Annotated in this window: 18 protein-coding genes; 17 read left to right on the plus strand and 1 reads right to left on the minus strand. The window is 66.1% G+C overall.

What is annotated here, in order from left to right; genetic code table 11:
- Positions 1–3,221 (minus strand): tail fiber protein (locus tag FV230_RS14445; protein WP_147842885.1); only part of this gene is annotated, 3,221 nt, incomplete at its 3' end.
- Between the two features lie 535 nt (positions 3,222–3,756).
- Between FV230_RS14445 and FV230_RS14450 the strand changes: the two genes are divergently transcribed.
- From FV230_RS14450 to FV230_RS14520, 17 genes are all read left to right on the plus strand, one after another.
- Positions 3,757–4,752 carry a hypothetical protein gene (locus tag FV230_RS14450; protein ID WP_147842886.1) on the plus strand — a complete coding sequence of 332 codons (996 nt, stop codon included), beginning with the start codon at positions 3,757–3,759 and terminating at the stop codon, positions 4,750–4,752.
- A 242-nt stretch (positions 4,753–4,994) separates the two neighbouring features.
- On the plus strand, positions 4,995–6,434 hold the full coding sequence (locus tag FV230_RS14455; RefSeq protein ID WP_147842887.1) for a DUF4214 domain-containing protein: 1,440 nt from the start codon (positions 4,995–4,997) through the stop codon (positions 6,432–6,434).
- Between the two features lie 528 nt (positions 6,435–6,962).
- Positions 6,963–7,238, plus strand: coding sequence for a hypothetical protein (locus FV230_RS14460; protein ID WP_147842888.1), 276 nt, complete (start codon positions 6,963–6,965; stop codon positions 7,236–7,238).
- A 139-nt stretch (positions 7,239–7,377) separates the two neighbouring features.
- Positions 7,378–8,373 (plus strand): site-specific integrase, encoded by a 996-nt coding sequence (locus tag FV230_RS14465; RefSeq protein ID WP_147842889.1) that lies wholly within the window; start codon positions 7,378–7,380, stop codon positions 8,371–8,373.
- Complete coding sequence (locus FV230_RS29680) at positions 8,373–8,549, plus strand: hypothetical protein (protein WP_187275507.1); 177 nt, start codon at positions 8,373–8,375, stop codon at positions 8,547–8,549. The genes FV230_RS14465 and FV230_RS29680 overlap by 1 nt, the downstream gene beginning before the upstream one ends.
- A gap of 2 nt (positions 8,550–8,551) precedes the next feature.
- Positions 8,552–8,881 carry a hypothetical protein gene (locus FV230_RS14470; RefSeq protein WP_147842890.1) on the plus strand — a complete coding sequence of 110 codons (330 nt, stop codon included), beginning with the start codon at positions 8,552–8,554 and terminating at the stop codon, positions 8,879–8,881.
- Entirely contained in the window at positions 8,875–9,099 is a 225-nt protein-coding gene (locus FV230_RS14475) for a hypothetical protein (protein WP_147842891.1), read from the plus strand. The genes FV230_RS14470 and FV230_RS14475 overlap by 7 nt, the downstream gene beginning before the upstream one ends.
- Positions 9,099–9,248: a hypothetical protein gene (locus tag FV230_RS29685; protein ID WP_187275508.1), complete on the plus strand. Its 150-nt coding sequence runs from the start codon at positions 9,099–9,101 to the stop codon at positions 9,246–9,248. The genes FV230_RS14475 and FV230_RS29685 overlap by 1 nt, the downstream gene beginning before the upstream one ends.
- A 28-nt stretch (positions 9,249–9,276) precedes the next feature.
- Complete coding sequence (locus FV230_RS14480) at positions 9,277–9,639, plus strand: hypothetical protein (protein WP_147842892.1); 363 nt, start codon at positions 9,277–9,279, stop codon at positions 9,637–9,639.
- 13 nt (positions 9,640–9,652) lie between these two features.
- Positions 9,653–9,988 (plus strand): hypothetical protein, encoded by a 336-nt coding sequence (locus tag FV230_RS14485; RefSeq protein WP_147842893.1) that lies wholly within the window; start codon positions 9,653–9,655, stop codon positions 9,986–9,988.
- 4 nt (positions 9,989–9,992) lie between these two features.
- Positions 9,993–11,768, plus strand: coding sequence for a hypothetical protein (locus FV230_RS14490; protein WP_147842894.1), 1,776 nt, complete (start codon positions 9,993–9,995; stop codon positions 11,766–11,768).
- A gap of 98 nt (positions 11,769–11,866) precedes the next feature.
- Complete coding sequence (locus FV230_RS14495; protein ID WP_147842895.1) at positions 11,867–12,562, plus strand: hypothetical protein; 696 nt, start codon at positions 11,867–11,869, stop codon at positions 12,560–12,562.
- Entirely contained in the window at positions 12,559–13,083 is a 525-nt protein-coding gene (locus FV230_RS14500) for a DUF4376 domain-containing protein (protein ID WP_147842896.1), read from the plus strand. The genes FV230_RS14495 and FV230_RS14500 overlap by 4 nt, the downstream gene beginning before the upstream one ends.
- Before the next feature lie 4 nt (positions 13,084–13,087).
- A complete protein-coding gene (locus tag FV230_RS31240; protein WP_147842897.1) occupies positions 13,088–13,534 on the plus strand; it encodes a hypothetical protein in 447 nt (148 codons plus the stop codon).
- Positions 13,535–13,574: 40 nt separating this feature from the next.
- Positions 13,575–14,129 (plus strand): hypothetical protein, encoded by a 555-nt coding sequence (locus tag FV230_RS14510; RefSeq protein WP_147842898.1) that lies wholly within the window; start codon positions 13,575–13,577, stop codon positions 14,127–14,129.
- A gap of 64 nt (positions 14,130–14,193) precedes the next feature.
- Positions 14,194–14,397 carry a hypothetical protein gene (locus FV230_RS14515; protein WP_147842899.1) on the plus strand — a complete coding sequence of 68 codons (204 nt, stop codon included), beginning with the start codon at positions 14,194–14,196 and terminating at the stop codon, positions 14,395–14,397.
- A 44-nt stretch (positions 14,398–14,441) separates the two neighbouring features.
- On the plus strand, positions 14,442–14,720 hold a 279-nt coding region (locus FV230_RS14520; RefSeq protein ID WP_210248630.1), incomplete at its 3' end, for a hypothetical protein.

Raw genomic sequence — 14,720 nt, forward strand, 5'->3', positions numbered from 1 at the left:
TCGCCGGCCGCCTGATTGAGCGTGACCGTGTAGGTCGTTCCCGAGCCCGACACCGAGGCGATCTGCGCTGTTGCGGTGCCGCTGGTGTTGACGGTGAAGTCGTCGGCGGTGACGCCGGTGACGGCTTCCGAAAAGGTCACCGTTTCGGTCAGCGTCGTGGCGTTGGTCGGACCGGTGGTCGACGGCACGATCGCGCTTGCGTTCGGTGCCACGCGGTCGACGGTGTGAGCGGTGGAACTGGTCAGGCCGGTGGCGGTGAGCGCATTCCCAGCCGCGTCGTTGATGGTGGACGTGCTGGCGAGCGCCAGGGCAAGCGAGCCCGCGCCGGAGATGCCGGACACGGTGACGGAGTAGTCCTGTCCTGATCCGGTAACTGCGGTGATGTTGCCGGCTGCACTACCCGTCGCGGCTAGAACGAAGTCGTTCGCACCGACGCCTGTGACGGTTTCGGAGAAGTGGACGGCATAGGTCTCACTGGCCGCGTTCGCAGCCGTGGCCGCAGCGGTGCTGGTGGCGACGGGGGCGGTGTGGTCGAGGGTGGTCTGCGGACCTGTGAGGCCAACCGCGATTGGGTTGCCGGCGGTATCTGTGATCCCAGTGCCGGAGGCCTTCAGGTCGAGGCGGAGCGTGCCATCGCCGGCCGCCTGATTGAGCGTGACCGTGTAGGTCGTTCCCGAGCCCGACACCGAGGCGATCTGCGCTGTTGCGGTGCCGCTGGTGTTGACGGTGAAGTCGTCGGCGGTGACGCCGGTGACGGCTTCCGAAAAGGTCACCGTTTCGAACAGGGTCGTGGCGTTGGTCGGGCTGGCTGTCGACGGTGCGATCGCGGTTGCGTTCGGCGCCACGCGGTCGATGGTGTGGGCGGTGGAACTGGTGAGCCCATTGGCGGCCAGCGCGTTCGTGGCCGCGTCGTTGACGCTGGGCGTGTCGGCCAGTGCCAGGGCGAGGGATCCGGCGCCGGAGATGCCGGACACGGTGACGGTGTAGTCCTGTCCTGATCCGGTGACGGCGGTGATGTTGCCGCCTGCGCCACCCGTCGAAGCTAGAACGAAGTCGTTCGTACCGACGCCGGTGACGGCTTCGGAGAAGTGAACGGCATAGGTCTCGCTGGCTGCGTTCGCAGCCGTGACCGCAGCGGTGCTGGTGGCGGTGGGCGCAGTGTGGTCGAGGGTTGTCTGCGGACCCGTGAGGCCACCCGTGATCGGGTTGCCGGCGGTATCTGTGATCCCGGTGCCGGAGGCCTTCAAGTCGAGGCGCACCGTGCCATCGCCAGTCGCCTGATTGAGCGCAACCGTATAGGTCGTTCCCGAGCCCGACACCGAGGCGACCTGCGCCGTGGCGGTGCCGCTGGAGGTGACGGTGAAGTCGTCGGCGGTGACGCCGGTGACGGCTTCCGAGAAGGTGACCGTCTCGGTCAGCGTCGTGGCGTTGGTCGGGCCGGTGGTGGACGGCACGATGCCTGTGATCGTCGGCACGGCATGGTCGACGGCGGTGGCCGGTCCGGTGAGGGTGCCGGTGAGGGCGTTACCGGCGGTGTCCTTGATCGTGCCGTCGTTGACGAGGTTCAGCTGCAGGCTGCCGGTGCCGGACACCCCGGTGAGGCCGACGGTGTAGATACCGGGCGTGGCGGTGGCGGTGACCGAGGAGACGGTGGCGGTGGCGCCATTGGTGCCGGTGACGGTGAAGTCGCTGGCATCGAGGCCGGTGACGGTCTCAGAGAAGGTGACCGTCTCGGTCAGCGTCGTGGTGTTGGTCGGGCCCACCGTTCCGGGGACAATGGAGACGGCTTGTGGCGGCGTGGGATCGGTGACGGTGAAAGCGAAGGAGCGTGTCGCGGTGTTTCCGTGCACATCAGTCGCAGTCGCGACGACGGAATGCGTGCCGGTGGCAAAGGTATCGCCACTTGCCACCATCTTAGTGGTGCCGTTCACACTTTCCCTGAAAGTCACAACTGGCGCAAACCTGTCGAGGTTGTCGCTCGCCGTCGCGGAGAAGGTCACGGAGGCACCTTGCGCCGTGGTAGCCTCGATGGTGCCGGCGGGCGCCGTGAGGGTAATAACCGGCAGGGTTGTGTCGGGGATCTCGGCGGTGGTCAGGGTTAGGTTGTTTGATCCGTAGTTCCCGCCGATGACGTAGCCCTGGCCGTCGGCGGCGCCCGTCCCGGTCCCAACGATGACGCGGTTGTTTAAATTCGGAAGCTGGAAATTCTGAGTCCCATTCCCACCGTAGTTGGTCCCAAGGAGACTATACAGCGCCGTGTTAGAACTGATCGCCAGCGTCTGGCCGTTCGCCGCAGCCCAACCTGTGGTCGGGATTGCACCCGCGAAAGCGCGGATCTCGCCTAGAATAGGGTCTCCTTCCGGAACCGCAGAACCATCGCGTGACGGGTATATGCCCTGAACTGCGATGGCGTAGTTGAGACCGAGGCTGGCGGCCCGATTGTCTACTACGGCATTGGTGCCGCCGGCGGCGGTGGAGGGCAACTGTGTCGCTGTGAGCGTTGGGCTAGAGTTGCCCACTACCTGCCCGAGCGCTACCGATGCACCACTCGTGTCCGTGCCGGTGCCAACAATCTCACGCCCCACAAGGTTCGGGACAGCGAAGGTCGTGGTGCCGTCGCCGCCATAGCGAGTGCCGATCGCGGCGAAGAGGGTCTGGTACTGGCTGATTTGGAGAAGATGCCCATCGGCCAGGATGTAACCGTCTGGAACGAACGACGTAGCGAAGGCATCGACCTCGCCAGTGTAAGTCGAAGAGCCGTCCCCTGAGGTTTGAATACCATAATACACCGGCAGAGACGGCTGAACGTTGCTGAACGGTTGTCCGCCTCCGCCCACGGAGACCGGCAACTGGGTCGTATTAAGCGTTGCCGTGGTGGTGCCGGTCGCGTTGCCCTCGTTGACCGTCAACCCGCCGGATGAGCCAGCTCCGACAACGACGCGGCCTGCGAGGTCCGGCACGGCAAAATTGGTTTGGCCGTTACCGCCATAGGTAGTGCCGATTAAGGAGTAGAGAGCTGCGTTCTGATTGATGGGTAACGTGTGGCCATCAGCGACACCCGCAGCATCCGGGCTGTAGTTGAAGGCGAAAGTGCGCAGGGACGCCATCGTGGTGTCCGAACCACCAATCCCGCCCTCGGGCCGCGTCGGATAGATTCCCTGTGTGACGATGACCTGGGTCAGAGCCAAGGAGGCCTGCCGGTTGTCGAACGTATCGGTCATCAATCACCCCCGAGGCGCTACCGAACCTGATTTCTGCCGATGGCATAGGCCACCAACCCGATCGGTCGGTTTTGACTATGCGCTACCAATCTCCGGACCTTGATGCAACAATTGCGACAGAACAATGCGGTGCGTTTCTCTGCTTAGGGCTTGATGTTGCTATTTTGCACGGCCGACGTATTCAAAGAATTCCTCTTTACAAGGTTGGTTTATTGCTAAACATTGGAGGCGTGATTCAATCTGTGGACCAATACATTAGAGCCTCGTGGAGCCGAAATACGAAGGCAGTCAATTTTAACGACATGTTAAGATTGACTGGAGCCTGCACAGCAGCCGCGGCTTCCTCTGAAATTCTATCGCAGACGTCGCAAACGGTGCGGGGGAGCATTTTTGAATCTGAACGAATAATGGATCGACCCTGCTTCGACCCGGACAAGTGAAGCGCTTGATCAGGCTTGACTCTGAGAAAACTCCCGCTGGATCACAGGTTTGTTGCCCGATCGTTCTGGATCGGGACAGGACATCGGGGACCACCGTGACCGCTTCGGGATCGTACAGCATCACCACCCCCGCCCTTCCGCCCGAGCACCGCATGCCGGCTGGCCGGCACGCCGCCGGCGTCCGCCAGAGCCGCGTCCACGCCCCGCCGATCGGCACGCGCCGCGACACCATCCCGAACAAGCGGGTGATGGATATCGAGGACGCGCTCACCTGGGCCTTCCGTGAGGAGCTGCCGAAGCGGCGCGATCGCGACGACAAAGGCGGACCGCAGGAATTTTCTTCGATCTCGCCGATGTTCCGGATCTGCCAGCTCGGCGGTCGCGTCGAGAACTTCAGCCGCGAGCCAGGTTTCCCGGCGGCGATGGGCGAGCCGCACCCGGATGCGCTGATCATCGAGGCCACCGTCGACGAGCTGCGGAGCTACGCGGCGCATCGCTTCGATGGCGAGCTCGGCCTACTCACCCACCTGCCGCCCGGCCTCGACGAGCATGCCGCGATGGCGCGCGCCATGGGACAGCTGTTCGACCTGGTCCGGATCAAGGCCAGGCTCGCCGCCCGCCCGACCTTCGCCAAGAGCCCGGAGCCGGCGGCGGTGGTCGGCAACACCGGCAAGCCGATCGTCTACGTGGTCCGGAACGGCGTCGAGCAGATCAGCGGTGCCGAGGGCAAGGACCGGTACCCGAGCGGCGCCTACTGCGCGATCGAGTGGGAGAGCGCGACGGCGATCCTCAACGAGCGGGCGGATTACGCGGCCTGGTGGGCCGCGATCGACCTGCTGGCGCACCGCCTGTCGGGCAAGCTTGCCAGCATCAGCGTGTTGCCGCCGGCGGCGGCGCAGCGTCCGTGGGCCGGTGAGGTCGATGCTGGGAAGCCGCGGCGTATCCTCGACAACCCGTCGAGCCGGAGGCGCCTCCGCAACCAGCAGGAGGACGCGCTGGTAGCGCGGATCCTGGCGCATCGCCAGCGGAACAGCCCGCGCAAGCGGCCGGCGGCGAAGGCAGCAGAGGGTATCGAAACGGCCACAGGCTGACGGGCGAAATTCGGTCAACGCGCATTCGGGAGGCTAACCGGATTTTCAAGGTGCTTCCGCGCTACGTTCCCGAAGTCGCTACGCGAACTCAATGATGGCTTGGGTGGGCGAGGCGTATGACGAGTGGGCAAAAAGTGACAGTGAGAAACACTTTGAAATGACGCTTTGCAAGAGCATCCTTAGGTGTTCACGTAGAATGTGAAGTCTGCCAATAACGCGTCCCGTCATGAGAGAGGGACGAAATGGCAAGCGACACCACAGCTCCCGTCCTGACCGGGCTGACTTTGCCCGGTACGGTCGACCTGTCGCACGGCGCTCAGACCATCGCCATCACCGCAGGCGCCTCCGATGCCGGTTCCGGGGTGAGCTACGTCCAACTTCGGTTGTCGAGCCCGGTACAGACCCCCGACGGTCCGCAGCAGCTCGTCTTCCTCCACGACGAGACCGACAGTTTTTCCGATGGACTTTCGACCTACACGACGACGCTTTCGCCAAACACTGCACCGGGCACCTACACGATCGAGGCTGCCTTCGTCTTTGACAAGGCGGGCAACTCACAGAGCTACTATGGTACCCAGCTGGCGGACATCGGCGCTCAAACCAGCTTCACCGTGACCGATCAAGACATCACAGCCCCGTCTTTGGCTTTCACCCATGTCAGCGGCGCGATCAACGTTACGACGCATGTTGTTTATGGATTTATCGGCAAATCTGACGCCGATCTCAGCATCGCGATCCAAGATGGCGCTAACATTATTTCTACGGTAAAAAGCGATGAAAACGGTTATTTTGAATTTAAACTTGACGGCGGAATATATAGTACAGGCCATGCTTACAATTTTGTAGCGACCGCGGTTGATGCCTCGGGAAATATTGGCTCAAGTATACCCTATTCATACGTTATAGATTTTACAGAAAATAAAAGTCTTTTTGGATCTATAACGCATGATGCCCATAGTTCGGGTGGGCAGGTTTACGCACTCTATGAAGGTTTGCTCGGCCGTGCGCCTGACACCCTCGGATTGGAATATTGGGCTGACCAGTTCGACCATGGCGCATCTCCTGCCAATCTCGCTGCAGGCTTCCTCGCCTCGCCCGAGGGACAGGCGCGCCTTGGCGCGAGCGATGACGCTGGCTTCGTCAACCAGCTCTACCAGAACACCCTCGGGCGCTCCGGCGACGAGGGCGGCCTCAGCTACTGGACCGACCAACTCGCTCACGGGGCCACTCGTGTTGATGTCGCCGACAGCTTCGTGTTTTCGTCGGAGTTCACCGCCAGCGTCCAGCAGGCGCTCGTCAATGGGTTGTTCGTACCGGACGCTCAAGCGGGCGATGTCGCACGGTTGTATTACACAATGCTCGACCGGGCGTCCGATGCCGGCGGCCTCCAGTATTGGACTGGTGAGCTCGATCATGGGGGATCACTGACCAGCTTGGCTCAAGGCTTTCTCGCAACGCCGGAAAACCAAGCGAAATACGGCTCGCTCGCCAATAGCCCATACGTTGACGCCCTTTACGAGAACGCGCTTGGACGGCATGCCGATGCGGGCGGTCTGGATTTCTGGACGCATCGCCTCGACAGCGGAGTCTCCCGGGCGGATCTGGCCGTGCAGCTGTCGGACAGCCCAGAGTCGCATACCGTCCACCTCGCTCAGATTGAGCAGGGTTGGCACCTCGCCTGAATGCAAATGCCAGCCTCGAACACTTGATAGACGAAACTCGCTTGACTGCGGTCAACTGCTTGACCTATACGGATGAGGCAGAAGTTTCAGACGGCCCCGGCGGACCACCGCTCGGGGCCGTTGTCGTTTCCGGACGGCGTCGCCGGGGGGCTTCGGAAACACTGACCGCCGACCGCGTAGGCCAGCCCTGAAGTAGCTGTCCCCCTCGGGATTCCTGACCAGGCAGATATAGCGGCCACACCACGGGGAGCCGGGCCTGCAATGCCCGCACCGCAGCACCACCGGCCGATGAGGCCTGTCAACTCCACGCGGCTCACGCCGTGCCGATCGCCCTCGCGGGCGTTCGATGACCAGCGCCAACACCGATTGCCGACTAGATCCAGCGCCAGGCTGGTGCGGACGGCTATGCGGCCCGCCTGTCATCACCTCTTCCCTGACGGGCGCGCGCCGGCGCGATATCCGGCCCCTCTTCCGCTCCCCGTACCGGGCGCGATCTGATAGGATCGACTCGATGACGGATCCGCGGCCGTGACCAGCCAGGACATCGAGAAGCGCCTGCTCGGCTTGTGCCAGCTGGCAGATCGATACCGTCAGCCCGGGCCGCGGCGCACCACCGAAACCTGCATGGCCGAGTTCGGCGAGATCCGCGACTCCGCGCGGCGCCTCTACCGCGAACTCACCGGCTCCTGGCCCCGGCACGATGGTGACGGTGAAGCCCCGCCGGTGCGACGCCCGAAGCTGCCGATCCCGAGCGCGATGATCCGCGATCAGGCACGGCGCCGGGCGAACGCGCAGCGCGCCTGATCCGGAGCGCGGCCGCTTCCGACAACTCCCCTTGTCGGAAGCAATCCGACCCTCTGATCAAGACCTGATCAAGTCGCAAAGCCTCTGATCCGCCTCTGATGTTTTGGCCGGATTGGATCCCCGATCAAAGCAGGATCAAATGCTCGATCTCCTGCCGGTGCCGGTCGCACCGGCGGAGCCGCCTCCGAGCGCGGGCGAGCTCGCGGTCTTCACGGCCTCGATCGACAGCGCGGCCGCCTACGCCGCCGAGGCGAAGTCGCCGCGCACGCGCGCCGCCTACCGTGCCGCAGCCGGCGCCTTCGCTGACTGGTGTCGCTCCGCTGGCCATCCGGTCGGCTTGCCCGACGAGCCGGCCTCGGTGGCGGTGACCGCCGCCTACCTCGCGGCCATGGCCGACCGCGGCGCCAAGGCGTCGACGATCGACCTGCATGCCGCGGCGATCGCCTTCGCGCACCGTGCCGCCGGCCACGAGCCGCCGACCAGCGCTGAGGCGGTGAAGGCCGTCGTCCGCGGCATCCGCCGTCGGATCGGCACGAAGGTGACCCGCAAGGCGCCGGCGACCGCCGACGCGCTGAAGAAGATCCTCCGGAAGATCCCGGAGACGCTGGTCGGCAAGCGCGATCGTGCGCTGATCCTGATCGGCTTCGCGGCGGCGCTCCGGCGTTCCGAGCTGGTCGCCCTACAGGTCTCAGATCTCGAACGCTCCACCGAGGGCGTCCTGGTCCACATCGGCAAGTCGAAGACTGACCAGGAAGGTGCCGGCCATACGGTGCCGGTCCCGGCCGGCTCGAAGCTGAAACCCGTCCAGGCCCTCGACGCCTGGCTCTTGGCTGCGGCGATCGTCTCGGGGCCCGTCTTCCGGCCGGTGGCCAAGGGCGGCCGTGTCGGTCTCGTTGCGCTGACCGACCGTTCCGTTGCGCAGATCGTCAAGGATCGCGCGGGCGCGGCCGGTTTCGATGCGTCGCTGTTCTCGGGGCACTCGCTCCGGGCCGGCTTCGTGACCTCGGCCCTCGAAGCCGGGGCCGACCTCCTCAAGGTCATGGACGTCACCCGGCACACCCAGGTCGACACGCTGAAGACGTACGACCGCCGGGCCCAGGCCTTCAAGAACCACGCCGGCAAGGGCTTCCTCTGATGCAGCAGATCACGACCAGCCTCGGTGCGCTCCATGCGCAGCGGGGCACCGCCGCTTGGAACGCGATCGTGCCGAAGCGCATCGCCGGCATTCGGTACCTCGCCGACGCGATCATGGTGCTCCACCCGACCAAGGGCTGGCGCCGGATCTCGCACAAGCGTCTCGGCATCGCCTGACCGTGACAGCCTCCGAGAAGCGCCACGCCGCCGCCGCGGCCAAGATGATCGCCGGCCTGCCGAAGGGCGGCGCCCTGGTCGTCGTCCACGCCCACACGGCCATCCAGCCGATGCGGGCGCTGATCGCCGCCCAGCGCGGCGCCGCGGTGGCCGCCGCCATGCGGGTCGTCGCGGCGCCCAGCGAGCTCGACGAGCTCGCCATCGTGTCCGGCACCGAGATGCCGGTGCACCGCGAGCCCTTCGTGGCGACGTTCCGGGCTCACGCCCGTGCGATCCAGCCGCCGGCGCCCGTCCTGGCCCGTGTCGTGAGCCTGCGGGACCACCGATGCTGACCGAGCCCGAATACGACCGCCTCCCGGGCGTGCTCCGCCGGATCGTGGACGCGGACCGCCGCCTCGCGCCGGTGCGCAAGGCGCTCCGCGCGCCGGTCGTGGCGATCGGCATCCTGCGCGGCGCCCGCCGGGATCTCGAACACAGGCGCGCCCTGACCGTCGAAGCCGAGCAGCTCTACGGCCACCGCCTCGCCGGATCCGGGCCGGCCACCGCGTGATGTGCCGCGCCATCGCCCTGTTCTGGGTCGGCGCCGCGCTCGGGTGCCTGCTGCACGGCGGCCTGCTCGACCTCTTTGGCCTCTGCCTGGTGATGACGTTCCTCGCCGACGCGATCGGCGAGCTGACGGCGCTGCGCCGGCCGTTCTGACGCCCTGCCCTCTCGCCCGGTGATTGCCATGGACGAGGTCCTGTTCCTGGTCGGCGATGCCGGCCCGGTCGAGCCCGTCACGCTGCCGCTTTGCACCTCGCCGACCGCGGCTGGGCTGCTCGTCGCCGCGATCGTCGTCCTCGTCACCCTGACGTTCCAGGCGGTCTCGGCCGACGCCAGCGGGGCGCAGCCGACCCTTCTGGTCGATCCGGTGCGCGGCGCGCTCGCCATTCGCCTGCTGCGTCCGGCGATGAGCCGCCAGCCACCCGGCGACTATCCCTACACGCTGGTGGCCACCGACCCGGTTTTCGACCCGGACGACGATGCGCCCGTCATCGTCTTCTACGGCACGATCCGGCATCGGGCCGTGCTCGACCCGTCCGCCCCGTAAGTCTGAGGTTCACATGCTGACCGGGTACGACAAGACCTTGCCGGTGGCGGGAGCGGCGGGAGTTGGCGCCTCCGCCTACCAGGACTGGCTCACGCTTCCGGGCAATGCCGGCCGGTCGAAGGCCGATTTCCTGGCCTCGCTCATCGACGTCGGGGCCGTCTCGGCCGGCGATCTCGCCGCGGCCCTCGCCAACTACCTGCCGAACACGGCCAGCGGGCTGCTCGCGCTTTTCGACGGCCTGCCGCCGCTTCCCGCCGATCCGGCGCTATACCCCGCCGCAGGCGGGCTGTTCCGCAGCGGTGACGCCAACGGCTATGGCATCGTCCGCATCATGCCGACAGGGATCTGATCCGATGAACCTCACGCTTGCCCGCGTGCGCGCCGCGCTCGTCATCCTCGCCGGCCTCGCCTGCGGCCCCGTGCCGGCGGTCGCCCTCGATCGCGGCCCCCCGGCGCAAAATCTCGGCGCCGGGTCGACCGTCTTCGGCGGCCTGCTCTGTGCGGCAGGAAAAACCTGTGACGTGTCGGGGATGAGCGTGACCGCGCTCGGCGCGGCCAACGCGACGCCGACGGCTTTGTCCACCCTGTTCTCCGACGCTGGCCGCTCGGCCTTGTTCGGCATCAAGTGCGATGCAAGCATCACGAGCGACGGACGCGTCATCACCGGCAGCGGCACCGACAACACCGCAGCGATCAACGCCATGATGGCTGTTATGACGGAGGCCCAGCTCCCGCCGGGCCGCTGCCGTATCAAGGGTCAGATCTCAATCCCCCCGAATAAGACGCTTCGCGGCGCGAGCAATACCGGCACGGTCTTGGTGGTCGGGACCGACTTCAATCAGTCCGCCAGCGGCGTCATCAAGTTCAATTCGTCAGGGGTAGCCAATAGCTCGGGCGTCAAGCTGGCCGATATCGGCGTGGACTTCGACCAGCCGGATACGGGTGTCCGAGCCAACCTCAACCAGTACCCTCCGGCCATCCAGGCGACTGGCTCGCTTGGCGGTTGGACTATCGACCGCGTGCGGGTGTCTCATGCCATCAAGACCCTCGATATGAAGGGCGAGCAGGGACAGTCAAAAATCCCGCTTCTTGAGACGTCTTTCTTTGAAATGGGTCTGGATATCGACGGCGCTCGCGACAGCGTCAACATCGGCACCCTGCGCTTCTGGACCTACGGATTTACACCGGCCCAGTACCAAATCCTCATCGACGGGAACACCACCGTCAACTCGGGGCAGGGTATGATCGGCCTGAATTCAGGCCGAATGGACGGCCTGATTATCGATAGCTTCTTCTCGATCTTCTACCCGAACGCGATGCGTTTCTACTATTCTACCGGGTATCAGGGAGCTGCAGGGTTCCAAGGCGCAACGACGGCGACCATAACCAAGATGCAGCTCGATACCACGGGCGGGCTGAAGTGCGAGATCTGCGATCTCGCAATTTCCTCGGCCTACATCAACATTGCTTACTATGGCTACTCGGCAATCATTCAGCAGGGTGGCAAGATCAACATCGGGCAACTTAATATAGAGCAGTATGGCTTTAACCTGCCGAATGAAGTCCCCCCGCCCGCGCAGAAGGAGGGGCCGCTGGTCTGGATTACGAACCTTCAGGACAGCACCAAATTTACCGCGAGCGGGGTCACGATCGTTCAAAAGACCGGGGATCGCACCGCAATTCAGGTGGAGAATGTGAACGGCAGCCAAGCGACGCCGCTCGTGAATATCGCCGGCTTGGGCATCACCAAGGACAACGGCCCCGTCTACACGCGAGACGTGCTGTATATTCCAGGCGCGCGTGGCTCGATCGTTGGCCTCGACATCAACCCGATCACGGCCGGATCGGGGACGTTGCTCGATGCCCCCAACGACATTCCCTTCACCGTCATCACGAGTGCCGTGTCCGGCTGGACGAATAAGCTTGTCCAAAACCCGACGAAGCTCAACGTCAACTTCATGTCTCAAAACGTGAAGGCGGCGATGTTCGGCGCGAATGGTGCGACGCCGGTTGGCAAATGCACCCTATCTGCCGCTCTGCCGACGGACGGATCGGCCACGAACGCAGCCATCGCCGCCGCGATCAACACCCTCCGGTCCTGCGGTCTGACGAACGGGCTCGCGCAATAGCGCGGGCTCGGCCGCGCGGCGCCGAACCCTGAGGCTGCCCGTGCCACGCACGGCGCCTCCGTCCCCTGACCTCCTGGCCGGACCCCTCGTGCATGTCCTTGCTCGCCAACGCCCAGATGACGGTCGCGGCGGCGCCCGGCCTCGGCACGGTCACGCTCGGGGCCGCGGCGCCCGGGGCACAGACCTGGGCCGCGGCTGGGGCTGTCAACGCCACCGCCTACAGCTACCGGATCGAGGAGGGGCAGGCCTGGGAGATCGGAACCGGCACCTATACGGCCTCCGGCACGACGCTCACGCGCACAACGATCCTGGCGTCCTCGGCCGGCGGCACGACCGCCGTGTCCTTCGGGGCTGGGGCGATCGTCTCTCAGATCGCGCTCCCAGTCGACGTGCAGCCCTACGTCTCCGCGCCCTCTGCCTCGGCGGCGACCGGCGCTGCCACGATCAGCAGCGCGGTCGATCAGGTGATGACCTCGGTCAGCTTCACGGCGCTGCGTTCCGTCCATGCCATCTTCGCCACGGGCGCTGTGGCGAATGCCGGAGCTGCGGTCGAGATCAACTGGGCGCTGCGCGTCTTCGACACCACGAGTGGCACCGCTCAAGTGGCGGCAATCGCCTTCAGTTCGACGGCCTATGCCAACGCCCTCAACACCGGCGTCCTGGCGACGAGCCTGATCGCTGGGCTCACATACGGGCGGACGTACCAGATCCAGATCACCGCGGTTAAGTCGGCCGACAACGCGGCCGCGGTGACGGCGAAAAACCTGCAAATCACCGGGGTGGGCTTCGCATGAGCGACGTGGTTGCGCAGATCATCCTCGATGCTGCGGGCGTCGTGGTCGGCACCTGCCGCTCCGACATCCTGGCCCCCGGCGCGGTCGTCGTGAGCGAAGCGATCTTTGCCGCGGCGACCGGCCAGCTCGGCCAGGTGCGGTACGCGGCTGGGCAGATCAGTTCCTATACCCCCCCGATTGATCTGGCGGCCTATGCCGCGGCCGCGCATCTCGCCCGGCGCGACGGCGGCGTGACGATCGGCGGGATGCTGGTCAAGTCCGACGGCGAAAGCCGCAGCCTGATCACCGGGGCTTACGCGCTTTCTGACGCCAAGCCCGACGCCACGATCGACTTCAAGGCGGCGAGCGGCTGGATCACGTTGAACGCCGCGCAGATGCAGACCGTAGCCCTGGGTGTCGGGGGCTGGGTCCAGGCCTGCTACTCGGCCTACCGCGCCGTCAGTGCAGGGCTTGCCTCCGGCGCCATCACGACGCCGTCTCAGATCGATGCCGCCTTTGCGGCGGTCGTACTCCCGAGCTGATCCCATGTCGCAGCCCCCGGTCTACCGCGACGTCCTCGACGGGACGGAACAGTTCCGCGTGTTGTTGGGCGGGCGCTTCTACGTGGTGCCCGTCAGCGCGATCACTGCCCTGGTCGCGCCCAGCGTCGCGGCCTTGTCTGCGCGCCTCGCTATCATCGAAGGCCGGCCCGAGGAGGTCGCGCACTTCACGGCGTCGGCCAAGCTGCCGCCGCTCACCGCGGGGCAGTCGGTCATGCTGACTCTGACCGGCCTTGTCCCGGCGGTGTCCGGCGACCGCATCCGCAAGGGCGAGGCGGTGCAGGTCGCCTCTGCCGCCGCCCTGCCGGCCGGCGTCAACATCGCCGCCGCCTACGCCGCCGCCGACGACACCGTCGCGGTGCAGCTTACCACCGGGCTCAACCTCGCGGCCGGCACGGTCGCGGTCGCCTGGAATCTCACCGCCCTGCGGTAGCACCCCACCCGGCCCGCGGGCCGGAACTCCGGAGACATCGATGCTCAACGAACACGCTGTGGCCCGCGAGGCCGCCGGCGCCGCCAAGACGTGCGCGCACCTCCTCGACGAGGGGCTGCAGGTGAAGGGCGCCTACTCCGTCGTCTGCCGTGATGCAGAGGGCAACATCCGCTGGGTCGAGGAGCGCGACAACATCGTCGTCACGCTGGGCAAGAACTTCATCCTCGATAGCGCGCTTGCCGGGTCGGGCTACACCGCGGCGTTCTACTTCGGCCTCGTCGACGGCGCCTCCGCCCCGACCTACAACGCGGCCGACACCATGGCCTCGCATGCCGGCTGGACCGAGAACACCGGCTATTCGAACGCCACCCGCCCGGCCGTGTCGTGGAACGCCGCCGCCGGCGGCGCCAAGTCCTCGACCGGCACCGTGTTCAACGTCAGCGCGCAGGGCACGCTCGCCGGTGTGTTCCTCGCCACGGTGTCGACCAAGGGCGGCACCACCGGCACGCTCGTCTCCGAGGTGAACTTTGCCGCCTCGCGCGTCTGGTACGCCAACGACACGCTGACCGTGACCTACACCCTCACCCTGACCTGATCCGGCCAGCGCACCGCGCCGAGCCGCCCCCGCCGTCCCTCTCACGACATCAGGAAACCGACCCATGAGCCTCAAAGCTGGCATGGCCGCGCGCGTGCGCCCGGTCATCATCGAAGGCACCGTCGAGCGTGTCCGCTTCGACGAGGACACCGGCGAGAAGCGCGTCCTGTTCGCCTGGACGGGCGCAGACGGCGAGCCGCATTCGCGCTGGTTCCCGGAGGGCGATCTCGACGCCGTCGAGCCGGTGGCGGAGCCGGCCGCCGCCTGAACCCTGACGCGGGCCGGTCCCGCCGCAAAGCGGGAGCCTGACCCATGATGCTCGGTCGCAGGCCGGTCGGCACCGTGCCGGTCGGCGCCGTAACGCGCTGGTTCGCGCTCTCGGCCAACGATACCGCGGCGAGTGCGGACGCGGCCACCGTTCGGGCGGCGGGCACCTCGGCGCCTGCCGACAGCCTCGCCGCCGTCGAGGCGTCGTCCGGCCGCGCTGCGGCGACCGTGCTCCCCTTGGACCTCGTGTCGGGCGCGGACACCGGGGCGGGTTCGGCCGCGGCAACGATCGCCGGCGCCGACACGGCCGCTGCCGCGGACGCC

The sequence above is a fragment of the Methylobacterium sp. WL6 genome (assembly GCF_008040095.1).
In the GTDB taxonomy this organism is placed as follows: Bacteria; Pseudomonadota; Alphaproteobacteria; order Rhizobiales; family Beijerinckiaceae; genus Methylobacterium.

Bases quoted from the DNA above. Each gene is read 5' to 3' on its own strand.
- FV230_RS14455 (WP_147842887.1), top strand. From the start codon at position 4,995: ATGGCAAGCGACACCACAGCTCCCGTCCTGACCGGGCTGACTTTGCCC.
- FV230_RS29680 (WP_187275507.1), top strand. From the start codon at position 8,373: ATGCAGCAGATCACGACCAGCCTCGGTGCGCTCCATGCGCAGCGGGGC.
- FV230_RS14500 (WP_147842896.1), top strand. From the start codon at position 12,559: ATGAGCGACGTGGTTGCGCAGATCATCCTCGATGCTGCGGGCGTCGTG.
- FV230_RS14490 (WP_147842894.1), top strand. From the start codon at position 9,993: ATGAACCTCACGCTTGCCCGCGTGCGCGCCGCGCTCGTCATCCTCGCC.
- FV230_RS14485 (WP_147842893.1), top strand. From the start codon at position 9,653: ATGCTGACCGGGTACGACAAGACCTTGCCGGTGGCGGGAGCGGCGGGA.
- FV230_RS14465 (WP_147842889.1), top strand. From the start codon at position 7,378: ATGCTCGATCTCCTGCCGGTGCCGGTCGCACCGGCGGAGCCGCCTCCG.
- FV230_RS14475 (WP_147842891.1), top strand. From the start codon at position 8,875: ATGCTGACCGAGCCCGAATACGACCGCCTCCCGGGCGTGCTCCGCCGG.
- FV230_RS29685 (WP_187275508.1), top strand. From the start codon at position 9,099: ATGTGCCGCGCCATCGCCCTGTTCTGGGTCGGCGCCGCGCTCGGGTGC.
- FV230_RS14515 (WP_147842899.1), top strand. From the start codon at position 14,194: ATGAGCCTCAAAGCTGGCATGGCCGCGCGCGTGCGCCCGGTCATCATC.
- FV230_RS31240 (WP_147842897.1), top strand. From the start codon at position 13,088: ATGTCGCAGCCCCCGGTCTACCGCGACGTCCTCGACGGGACGGAACAG.
- FV230_RS14510 (WP_147842898.1), top strand. From the start codon at position 13,575: ATGCTCAACGAACACGCTGTGGCCCGCGAGGCCGCCGGCGCCGCCAAG.
- FV230_RS14480 (WP_147842892.1), top strand. From the start codon at position 9,277: ATGGACGAGGTCCTGTTCCTGGTCGGCGATGCCGGCCCGGTCGAGCCC.